This is a genomic window from Mesorhizobium sp. M5C.F.Ca.IN.020.29.1.1 (genome assembly GCF_003997375.1).
In the GTDB taxonomy this organism is placed as follows: Bacteria; Pseudomonadota; Alphaproteobacteria; order Rhizobiales; family Rhizobiaceae; genus Mesorhizobium; species Mesorhizobium wenxiniae.
In genome coordinates, this window is the sequence record NZ_RZSW01000259.1 from 1 (window position 1) to 8,271 (window position 8,271).

Genomic DNA, 8,271 nt, shown 5'->3' on the forward strand with positions numbered 1-8,271 from the left:
GCGACGCGACACCGGAGATCTACAGCGAGATCAAGCGACACAAGACGACCCTGCTGTTCGTCAACACACGCAGTCAGGCCGAGCTGCTGTTCCAGGAATTGTGGCGGGTCAATGAGGACACGTTGCCGATCGCGTTGCATCACGGCTCGCTCGACGTCGCCCAGCGCCGGCGCGTCGAGAAAGCGATGGGCGAGAATGCCTTGCGCGCCATCGTCGCCACTTCGACGCTCGACCTCGGTATAGACTGGGGCGACGTCGACCTGGTCGTGCATGTCGGCGCGCCGAAGGGGGCAAGCAGGCTGGCGCAGCGTATCGGCCGCGCCAACCACCGCATGGATGAGCCGTCGAAGGCGATCCTGATCCCGGCCAACCGCTTCGAGGTGCTGGAATGCCGGGCGGCGCTCGACGCCAATTATCTCGGCGCCCAGGACACGCCGCCGCTGGTCAATGGCGGGCTCGACGTGCTGGCGCAGCATGTGCTGGGTTGCGCTTGCGGCGCGCCATTCCTTGCAGATACGCTGTTCGAGGAAGTAAGAACGGCTGCACCTTATACCAGCCTCGATCGGCCCACGTTCGACCGTGTCGTCGATTTCGTCGCCACCGGCGGCTATGCGCTGAAGAACTATGAGCGCTACGCCCGTATCCGCCTGAACAAGGACGGGCTGTGGCGCGTGTCCAATCCTCGCATTGCCCAGCAATACCGGCTGAATGTCGGCACCATCATCGAAGTTCCGGCACTCAACGTGCGCTATGTCCAGGCCGGCAGCAGAGGCTCTGCCTCGCGCGGCGGCCGGGTTCTCGGCAAGATCGAGGAGGCTTTCCTTGAAACGCTGACGCATGGCGATACCTTCATGTTCGCCGGCAAGGTGCTGCGCTTCGAAGGCATCCGCGAGAACGAGTGCTTCGTATCGAATGCGCCCGGCAGCGACGCCAAGGTGCCTTATTATGGCGGCGGCAAATTCCCGCTTTCAACCTACCTCGCCGAACAGGTCCGCATCATGCTGGACGACCCGCAGCGATGGAAAAAGCTGCCGGAACAGGTCGCCGACTGGCTAAGCTTCCAGGCCGACAAATCGGTGCTGCCGAAACGCGACGACCTGCTGATCGAGACCTTTCCGCGCGGAAACCGGCACTATCTGGTGGCCTATCCGTTCGAGGGCAGGCTGGCGCACCAGACGCTCGGCATGCTGCTCACCCGCCGGCTCGACAGGGCGGGAGCCAGGCCGCTCGGCTTCGTCGCCACCGACTATGCACTTGCCATATGGTCGCTTGCTGATATGGGCAGGATGTTCAGGGCAAAGAAACCTTCGCTCGGCGAACTTTTCGACCAGGACATGCTGGGCGATGACCTCGAAGCCTGGCTCGCCGGCAGCTGGCTCTTGAAGCGCACCTTCCGCAATTGCGCGCTGATCTCGGGGCTGATCGAAAAACGTCATCCGGGCCAGGAGAAGAGCGGCCGTCAGGTCACCGTGTCGACCGATCTCATCTACGACGTCCTGCGCAGCCATGAGCCCGACCATATCCTGTTGCAGGCGACGCGTGCCGATGCGGCCACCGGTCTGCTGGATGTCAGCAGACTTGCCGAGATGCTCTCGCGTATCCAGGGACGAATCGTGCATAAGAACCTTGAGCAGATCTCGCCGCTCGCCGTGCCGATCATGCTCGAGATCGGCAAGATGCCGGTGCATGGCGAGGCCGATGATACGCTGCTGATGGATGCGGCAACGCTGGTCGAGGAGGCCATGGGGACGAAATGACACTTGCGCTCGCCATGACTAGGCCCCTGGCGGATGCCGATCGTATCGGCATCGCCGGCGAGCGCGCAATCTGCGATCGGCGCGGCGTGCTTTATTTTCCCGAGCTTCGGCTTCTGGCCGTGTCCGACTTGCATCTGGAAAAGGGATCGTCGCTGGCACGGCGCGGTACGTTGATCCCGCCTTACGATACCGGCGCGACATTGCTCCGATTGCAGGCGGTGATTGCCGATTATCAGCCGGCGATCGTCGTCAGCCTCGGCGACAGCTTTCATGACGGCGGCGGCGCCGCGCGCATGCACTCCAGCTTTCGCGAGCGGCTGGAAGGACTGATGGCCGGCCGCGACTGGTTCTGGGTCGCCGGCAACCATGACCCGGACGCGCCGGCCGACCTGCCCGGCGAGACGGTGCGCGAGCTGGCCATAGGCTCTCTCGTATTCCGGCATGAACCTTCGGCATTGAGAGTGGAAGGCGAGGTCGCCGGCCATCTGCACCCTTGCGCCCGCATCGTGCAGCAAGGCCGCTCGGTGCGGCGCCGCTGCTTTGCCGGCGATGGCGGCCGCATGATCATGCCGGCCTTCGGCGCCTATACCGGCTCGCTCAATGTGCTCGATCGCGCTTATGCCGGGCTGTTCCGCCGCGAAACGCTGATGGCCTATATGCTCGGCGCTGAGCGCATCTTCGCCATTTCCCACGCGATGCTCAGGCCGGGCTGAGCTGCTCTACCTGCCATAGTAGAGGGTGACTGTGTGCTTGGCTTCGGCGAAGAACAGCCAGCGCTCGACCAGCATGCCAGCGAACTGGACGATTGCGGCGAGTGTCGACAGCACCGCCGCATAGGGCCATGGCAAGGCGAACACGGCAACCAGCAGCAAGACGGGCAGAGCGAAGGCCAGCACTTGCGTGATCTGGCGCAGCCGCGCCTTGTGCTTGCGTGCGATGCGAAAGCCCATCTCCTTGAGCAGATAGTTTTCCTCGGTGTGCGGCCATTCCAGCGACCGCACAGTACCGCCGGCAAGCCCGGTCGCGGTGTTGACGGTTGTCGCAATTTCCAGTCTGTCATTGTATCGCCAGGTTGCCACCTTCCAGCTCCAGCCAAGCAAGGTCAGCAGCATGCAACCTGCCAGAAGAATAGTCGAACCGATGGCGAAACCCTGCAGCAGCGCGTTGAGAAGCACGCCGCCGCTCATCGCCGAAAAAATGAGATAACCGGGCAAGGTATAGCGGCTGTGCCACTGGGCGATCGGCTTCAGCGATGCATAGATCATGCCGGTGGTGCAGACCGTGATGACCGCGCCGACCGCAGCCAGCAGCCCGGCTACGGCCACCCAGCCGTCCGTGCGGCCAAGGACCACCCAGCCCATGGCGAACAGCCCCGCCGGCACGAAGGTCGCGACCGACGCAACGCCTTCGCGCGACAACCAGGAGCTGCGCCATTGCGAGAATGCCCTCCAGGCACGATCTGGCCGGCCGAGGTGGCCGGCCGACGACAACAGGCCGGCCGAGATCAGTCCAAGCGCCAGCCCCATGCCGACGAGGCCGAGCCAGAAGTCAGGCGGGACGAACCCTGGTCCAGCCAGCACCCCAAGCAGCGCGAGCAGGCCGTAACCGGCACCCGTAGCGGTGGTGAAAAAGACGACCGAGAAAGCTGGATGCATGGATGTGCGGATCAGTTCGAAAGCATGCGGTCGACCCAGCCGAGGAAACCGCCCTCGGCCCGCACCGCTTCGAGCGCCGGCGCCGGCACCGATGCGGCGCGTGTGGTATGGGCGCGCGGCGGCAAATATTTGTTGGTCGGGTGATAGCCGAGTTCGGGCATCAGGTCGACGCCGCCGCGCTCGGCCACCAGCTGCGATACGGCCGATGCCGGGTCGCCGAGATCGCCGAAATGCCGCGCGCTGGTCGGGCAGGCGGCGACGCAGGCCGGCACGCGGTCTTCTTCCGCCAGATTGTCGTTGTAGATGCGGTCGACGCACAGCGTGCATTTCTTCATCACGCCAACATCGGTGTCGAATTCTCGCGCGCCATAGGGGCAGGCCCAGCTGCATAGTTTGCAGCCGATGCACTTGTCCTCGTCGACCAGCACGATGCCGTCCGAGGTCCGTTTGTAGGAGGCGCCGGTCGGGCAGACGGTGACACAGGCCGGTGTCTCGCAATGCAGGCAGGAGCGTGGGAAATTGACCGTGCGCCCACCCGTCTCCGTTATGTGCTCATAGCTGTGCACGCGGTTGAACCAGACCCCGTCGACATCGCCGCCATAGGGATCGAGGTCGGTCAGCGGCGCCATGTGACCGCCGGTGTTCCATTCCTTGCAGGCGGTGACGCAGGCCTGGCAACCGACGCAGGTGTCGAGATCGATGACCAGGCCGAGCTTCTTGTCGGTATGGGCGGGAAGGCAGGTCATGGTCTGGCAGCCTCTCTTTCCCGGCGGAACTCGGCCCCGAAACTGAGCTTGTCAGGCGAGGGTTCGAAATGCGGCGGCTGCCGGAAGCGCTCGAACTGCGGCTCGGTGAAGCCTGCTTCTTCAGCGCATTTGACGATGCGGACGCGCAGGTCGAACCATGCCGCCTGGCCGGTCACCGGATCGGAATTCGAATAGCGCTTGCCGTTCGCATCGGCGGAGGTCTGGTCGCCGATGATATGGTTGAGCAGGAAGCCGCGATTCGATTCGGCGGCGTCGTCCTTCAGCCCCCAGCTGCCGCGCCGTTTGCCGATCGCGTTCCAGGTCCACACCGTATCCGGGTTGACGCCGTCGACCAGCTTGATCTGCCCCTTGACCCTGCCGTTGATGCTCTCGATCCACACCCAGTCCTCATCGGCAAGGCCGAGGCCGGCCGCGGTCCGGTTGTGCACGAACAGCCGGTTCTGGCTGGTGATCTGCCGCAGCCACGCGTTCTGCGAACCCCAGGAGTGGTACATATGCATCGGCCGCTGTGTCAGCGCGTGCAGCGGGTATTTCTCGAGGTCGACAGCGGCCTCCTCGAAGGGCGCATACCAGAACGGCAGCGGATCCATATAGGTCTCGATGCGGCTGCGCTCTGCCTCCGGCGGCCGCACCCTCCCATGGCCGCGCGCGGCGAGGCGAAAGCGCTGCATCGGCTCGGAATAGAGCTGGAAGACGATCGGCTCGGCCTTCGTGACAAAGCCCATATTCTCGGCGAAATCGAGATAGGAGCGGTTGGCCATCTTGTAGTAGCGCTGGTCGTCCGCAAAATCATGGTGCCAGAAGCCGCCATTGTCGATGTAGCGCTGAAGCTGGTCGGGATTGGCCTCGCCCTTACCGATCGAGGCGCCGTCCTTGCCGCGCCAGCCGGCGAGCGGGCCGATCCCCGGCGAGCGCTCATGATTGACGATGTAATCGGCATAGTCGCGGTATTTGGCCGAGCCGTCGTCGTCGACGAAGCCGGGCAAGCCGAGCCGCGCGCCGAGCTCTATCAGCACCGACTGGAATGGCCTGACGTCGCGGTCCGGCTCGACGACGGGATGGCGGATGGCGTCGCCCGGGCCGTCGGCATGGCTGATCGGCCGGTCGAGCAGGCTGATGCAGTCATGCCTTTCGAGATAGGTGGTGTCGGGAAGCACGAGGTCGGCGAACGGCACGGTCTCGGAATAATAGGCGTCGGAATAGATGATGAAGGGGATCTTGTAGTTTCCGGCCTCGTCGCTGTCGGTCAGCATGGCGATGGTCTCGACGGTGTTCATCGACGAGTTCCAGGCCATGTTGGACATGTACATCATCAGCGTATCGATCTTGTAGGGATCGCCGGCCCAGGCGTTGCGGATGACGGTGTGCATGAGTCCATGCGCGGCGAGCGGCGAGTCCCAGGAGTAAGCCTTGTCGATACGGATGGGCGCGCCGTCATCATCGACCAGCAGATCGTCCGGCCCGCAGACGAAGCCGAGCGGCATGCCCTCCAGCGGCGTCATCGGCCTGACGTTCTTGCCCGCCGGCTTCAGCTCCGGCGGCGCCGAGCGGGGGTAAGGCGGCTTGAAGCGAAAGCCGCCCGGCACGTCCACTGTGCCGAGAAGCACCTGAAGCAGATGAATGGCGCGGCAAGAGTGAAAGCCGTTCGAATGGGCCGAGATGCCGCGCATCGCGTGCATCGACACTGGCCGGCCCTTGATCGTCTCGTGCCGGCGACCGGCCCAGTCCGTCCACGCCACCGGCAGTTCGATCGCCTGGTCGAAGGCGACATGCGCCAGTTCGGCGGCGATCCGGCGGATGGTGTCGGCGGGTACGCCGCAGCGTTCGGCAACCGCATCGGGAGAATAGCTCTCCTGCAGATAGCGGTCGGCGATGAGCTGGAAGACCGGCACGCAGCGGTGGCCGTCGACCTGGAAGTTGCCGGTCAGCGCCGGTTTTGCATCAGTGTCGGTGGCGCTGATGGGCACTTTCGCCGCCCTGTCCCAGGCCAGCGGATTGCCGTCACTGTCGCGCGCGAACAGCCCGTCATCGGCCGCACCCGACTCCTGGATGACGAGGACATGGGCGTTGGTGTAACGCAGCAAATAATCGAGGTCGACGCGGCCGGCCTTCAGCAATTCGTGGACGAGGGCAAACACGAACAGGCCGTCGGTGCCAGGCCGGATGCCGATCCAGTCATCGGCGATGGCGTTGTAGCCGGTGCGGCACGGATTGATCGAGACCACCTTGGCGCCGCGCGCCTTGAGCTTGCCGAGACCGATCTTGATCGGATTGGAATCATGGTCTTCGGCCACGCCGAACAGCATGAAGTATCTGGTGTTGTCCCAGTCGGGTTCGCCGAACTCCCAGAATGAGCCGCCGATGGTATAGAGCCCGCCGGCCGCCATATTGACCGAGCAGAAGCCGCCATGGGCGGCGAAATTCGGCGTGCCGAACTGGCTCGCCCACCAGCCGGTCAAGGATTGCGACTGATCGCGCCCGGTGAAGAAGGCGAGTTTCTTCGAATCGGTCTGGCGTATCCTCGAAAGCCGTTCCGTCGCGATGGAAAATGCTTCCTCCCACTCGATCTCACGGAATTCTCCCGAGCCGCGCGGACCTGTGCGCAGCAATGGCTTCTTCAACCGGGCCGGACTGTAGTGCTGCATGATGCCGGCGCTGCCCTTGCCGCACAGCACGCCACGATTGACCGGATGGTCCTTGTTGCCGTTGATGTAGCGGACCTTGCCGTCCTTGATGTGGACGTCGATGCCGCAGCGGCAGGCGCACATGTAGCAGGTGGTCTTGGCGATGCTGTCGGAGACATCGGGCGAAGTATTGACGCCATCGCCCTCGTCGGGCGCGCGTGTGTCGGCAAGGGGCCGTTGGGACGGTGCGGAATTGGCGCCGCGCAGCGTTCGGTGGTTCATGATCCGGTGCTTTTGTAAGCCGTGAATTTGGCTCTCGTCTTCGGCCCGGGGCCGCGCATGTAGTGCTCTTCCGGATGATAGCGATCGCCGGCAAGCCGGCGCCGTAGGCTGCGGGTCCAATGGGCAAACAGGGATTTTAACCGCCCGATCACATTCTACCCTTTGCGGCCTGGCCGCGATATTTTTCCAATTTCTTTCAGAAACTTAGAACAAAGCAATCGATCCGTCTAACAAGTTGCTCTTGTAACTTCAATCGAATTTGTTTCTTAATTCTCTCATGACCCTAGACCAATTGCGGATCTTCGTTGCTGTCGCCGAGCGAGGGCATATGACCAAGGCGGCCGAGCTGCTGGGCATTTCCCAGTCGGCGGCGTCGGCCGCCATCCGCTCGCTCGAACAGCAGCACGGCGTCCGGCTGTTCAACCGGGTCGGCCGCAACATCGAGCTCGCGCAGACCGGGCACCGGTTCTTGCCTGAGGCCAAGGCCGTGCTCGAGCGGGCGGCTGCCGCTCACAATGTGCTGGAGCACGTTTCCCAGACGATCACCGGCAGCCTTTCGATCGCCGCCAGCCAAACTATTGCCAGCTACTGGCTGCCGCGCCGCCTGGCCTCCTTCCACGAGGCCTATCCCGCCGTCAGGCTGAGCGTGACCATCGGCAACACCAGGCAGGTCGAGACCAATGTCCTGGACGGTACGGCGGATTTTGGCTTGGTCGAGGGGCGCACTGAATCCGACATATTGCGGCGCGCCAAGGTCGATGTGGATCGACTGATGCTGGTCGTGGCGCATTCGCATCCCGAGATCGTTGAAGTCTCGCGCGGGCATCCGGATATCAGGGAGTTCCGCTGGATCATCAGGGAAGGCGGATCAGGCACGCGCGAGGTGCTGGAAGATCTTGCCCGCCGCGAAGGGATCTCGTTCGCGGACCTGCGGATATTCCTAGTACTGCCGAGCAACGAGGCGGTTCGTCAGGTGGTCGAGGCCGGCGCCGGCGCCACCATCATTTCGAGGCTCGTCGTCGAACGAGCCGTTGCCGAAGGCAGCTTGCGGTCCGTGCCAATCGAACTACCGAAGCGCGATTTCGCGATGATCACGCATCGTGACCGGCAGGCAAGCCTGGCCCAGATGGCACTCAAGGTGCATCTGAGCGCGAGGGCCGACGAAACGGTCCGGGAATAAGCCGGG

Annotated in this window: 6 protein-coding genes; 3 read left to right on the forward strand and 3 right to left on the reverse strand. The window is 63.7% G+C overall.

All coding sequences use genetic code 11. From position 1 onward, the window contains the following. Positions 1-1,757, forward strand: a 1,757-nt coding sequence (locus EOA85_RS20190) for a helicase-related protein (RefSeq protein ID WP_281033761.1), incomplete at its 5' end; no start/stop codon positions are given. Further along, a complete protein-coding gene (gene pdeM, locus EOA85_RS20195; RefSeq protein WP_127210915.1) occupies positions 1,754-2,470 on the forward strand; it encodes a ligase-associated DNA damage response endonuclease PdeM in 717 nt (238 codons plus the stop codon). The genes EOA85_RS20190 and pdeM, both read left to right, overlap by 4 nt. A 6-nt stretch (positions 2,471-2,476) precedes the next feature. On the opposite strand, the gene EOA85_RS20200 is transcribed toward pdeM, so the two are convergent. Genes EOA85_RS20200 through EOA85_RS20210 form a run of 3 tightly spaced genes read right to left on the reverse strand, consistent with a single transcriptional unit; the run spans position 2,477 to position 7,085 of the window. Further along, positions 2,477-3,412 (reverse strand): DmsC/YnfH family molybdoenzyme membrane anchor subunit, encoded by a 936-nt coding sequence (locus EOA85_RS20200; RefSeq protein WP_127210916.1) that lies wholly within the window; start codon positions 3,410-3,412, stop codon positions 2,477-2,479. Between the two features lie 11 nt (positions 3,413-3,423). Then, positions 3,424-4,158, reverse strand: coding sequence for a 4Fe-4S dicluster domain-containing protein (locus EOA85_RS20205; RefSeq protein WP_127210917.1), 735 nt, complete (start codon positions 4,156-4,158; stop codon positions 3,424-3,426). Further along, entirely contained in the window at positions 4,155-7,085 is a 2,931-nt protein-coding gene (locus EOA85_RS20210) for a molybdopterin oxidoreductase family protein (protein WP_127210918.1), read from the reverse strand. Before EOA85_RS20210 ends, EOA85_RS20205 begins: the two co-directional genes overlap by 4 nt. A 277-nt stretch (positions 7,086-7,362) precedes the next feature. On the opposite strand from EOA85_RS20210, the gene EOA85_RS20215 reads away from it, so the two are divergent. Next, positions 7,363-8,265, forward strand: a complete 903-nt coding sequence (locus EOA85_RS20215; RefSeq protein ID WP_065005857.1) for a LysR substrate-binding domain-containing protein — start codon at positions 7,363-7,365, stop codon at positions 8,263-8,265. The last annotated feature ends 6 nt before the right edge of the window (positions 8,266-8,271 follow it).

Bases quoted from the DNA above. Each gene is read 5' to 3' on its own strand.
- EOA85_RS20205 (WP_127210917.1), bottom strand. From the start codon at position 4,158: ATGACCTGCCTTCCCGCCCATACCGACAAGAAGCTCGGCCTGGTCATC.
- pdeM (WP_127210915.1), top strand. From the start codon at position 1,754: ATGACACTTGCGCTCGCCATGACTAGGCCCCTGGCGGATGCCGATCGT.
- EOA85_RS20210 (WP_127210918.1), bottom strand. From the start codon at position 7,085: ATGAACCACCGAACGCTGCGCGGCGCCAATTCCGCACCGTCCCAACGG.
- EOA85_RS20215 (WP_065005857.1), top strand. From the start codon at position 7,363: ATGACCCTAGACCAATTGCGGATCTTCGTTGCTGTCGCCGAGCGAGGG.
- EOA85_RS20200 (WP_127210916.1), bottom strand. From the start codon at position 3,412: ATGCATCCAGCTTTCTCGGTCGTCTTTTTCACCACCGCTACGGGTGCC.